This is a genomic window from Aquimarina macrocephali JAMB N27, assembly GCF_000520995.1.
Lineage (GTDB): Bacteria > Bacteroidota > Bacteroidia > Flavobacteriales > Flavobacteriaceae > Aquimarina > Aquimarina macrocephali.
Genome location: NZ_JACA01000097.1, coordinates 1 through 1931 on the forward strand (window position 1 = coordinate 1; position 1931 = coordinate 1931).

The window sequence follows — 1931 nt, forward strand, 5'->3', positions numbered from 1 at the left end:
CTCCTTGCTCTAAATGCGTTGATTATACTCAATTTTCGCACTTCAGAATAGAGACCTCCCCCTCCAGCCTAGATAATTACATAATGTATCTTATGGAAATTAGAAATAATGATTGTTGGTTTTTAGAGATAATACTAAAAGTATTTATGTGCAATTGAGTAACTTGATGAAGACAAGCAAGTTGTTCTTTTTGATTGATAATGTGATACAGAACTAAAAAGATTTCTCTTAAAACATAAAAACCCATAACATTTTACTGTTATGGGTTCTTCGGTATTAATTTGTCATTTACTCATTATTAGGTATATATTCATACTCCTTTAGTTCTTCTAATTCTTTGTAAATTAAGTGCTTCCATTCTTGTTGTCTATCATGATTTAACAATACTTCATCATCATATTTGTCTTGGTATGTATCACATTCTTTAAATATAGAATCAACAATGTTCACATATTCATAAATATTTAGTATTTCTTTTGTTTTTAAGTCAAAAACTTTTTTTCTTATTTTTCTTGTATGTAACTCTGCAATATCAAAATGTATTTGTTCATGTTCTAAAATTTTAATATCATTTGTTATTGTCCATCCACGATATTTATTAAAATAAAGTTTAACATCTACAACAGGCAAATCTTCTGGAGTTTTTTGAAAGAAACTTTCTTTAAATTCTATACCGCAAGCAGCTACTTGATGAATTAAATGTACATCTTTAGGTTGATGCTTTATTCCTTTAAAATCATCCCAAGTTAGCTTTCGATCCTTTTGCCATAATATTAGACTATCGTTCTCTATAATTACATTTTGTGCAAAAGAACTACAGCTAATCAAAGATAATATGATGATAAAGTATCTCATTACTTACTAATTATTTATGATTTTAAAGTTTTGTGAATTTCTACGGGTATTAGATTGTTTTCTTTTTTCAAAAATGATTTCCCCTTGTCTAGCACGAACCCTACTAGGATCAACTCCTCTATGCTGCAAAAATTGTAATATCTTACGCCCTCGCTTACTAGATTGGCTTCTTGCGCGTTGTTCAAAATTAGGGTCATTCCTTAATGAATTTACACCAGTGTAATTCACATACACTTCTAGTCTAATTTGTGGATAATCTGTCAAGGTCTTTATAATTGCATTTAAGGTACGTTTGGTCATAGCATCAATAGCAAGATCCGTGCCATCCCCTGTAAATTGAATATGGGTTGGTACAGATATATTTGAACCAGCAGGTATTGGTGTTCTATTTCTATTAAAATTAAAACTAGGAACAGATGGTCTAGGATTAGGTGTTTGTATATCAGGTAATGAGGATTGTGGTAGTATCGTTATTGATACGTGATCAAAACTAGCAATAGCAAATGCATCTTGTTGAATTGGACTTGAAGACTCTGAATTTGTGTTTGTAGATGGTTGTCTACCTTTTTTCTTCCTGCTTCTATTCATTTTTCTTCCAGTCGCTCTGGATTGATTTCTTTTTGTATTCCCTGCAGCAATTGAGTTTTGAGGATTCGTTTTATCATCTTTTCTAAATATACTACCAATCGCTCTAAATATCTTTCCAAAGAAAGAACATTTGGTACAACCTCCTAAACCATATTCATCGATAAATTGTATTGGATTATTATTCGCTAATGAATAAGGGGATTGATTATTTATAAAATCTGCCATAGGATCAATGACCATAAACCTACCAATGGCAGGATCATATTGTCTTGCTCCTAAATCAAATGTGTTTAAACCTAAACTTTGCTCAAATTCTTTTCCATTAAAAGAATAACTATGCTTTCGTCCATTAACCATAGAGTTGGGATGATCTACTCCATAATTGATTTGCATCCCAAAAGGGTAGTAATCCTTAACTTCTACGATCTCAGAAGTACTGATACTGCCATTCTTATCCGCATCTTTATAGGACAATCTGATGTTCCCTA

2 protein-coding genes are annotated in these 1931 nt (G+C 31.4%); both read right to left on the reverse strand.

What is annotated here, in order from left to right; all coding sequences use genetic code 11:
• Positions 1–288: 288 nt before the first annotated feature.
• Entirely contained in the window at positions 289–855 is a 567-nt protein-coding gene (locus Z054_RS0127225; protein WP_024773125.1) for a DUF922 domain-containing protein, read from the reverse strand.
• A 6-nt stretch (positions 856–861) separates the two neighbouring features.
• Positions 862–1931 (reverse strand): RHS repeat-associated core domain-containing protein (locus tag Z054_RS30750; RefSeq protein WP_161635362.1); only part of this gene is annotated, 1070 nt, incomplete at its 5' end.

What these genes read in the sequence shown, in the direction of transcription:
- Z054_RS0127225 (WP_024773125.1), bottom strand. Translation starts at nt 855, where the DNA reads ATGAGATACTTTATCATCATATTATCTTTGATTAGCTGTAGTTCTTTT.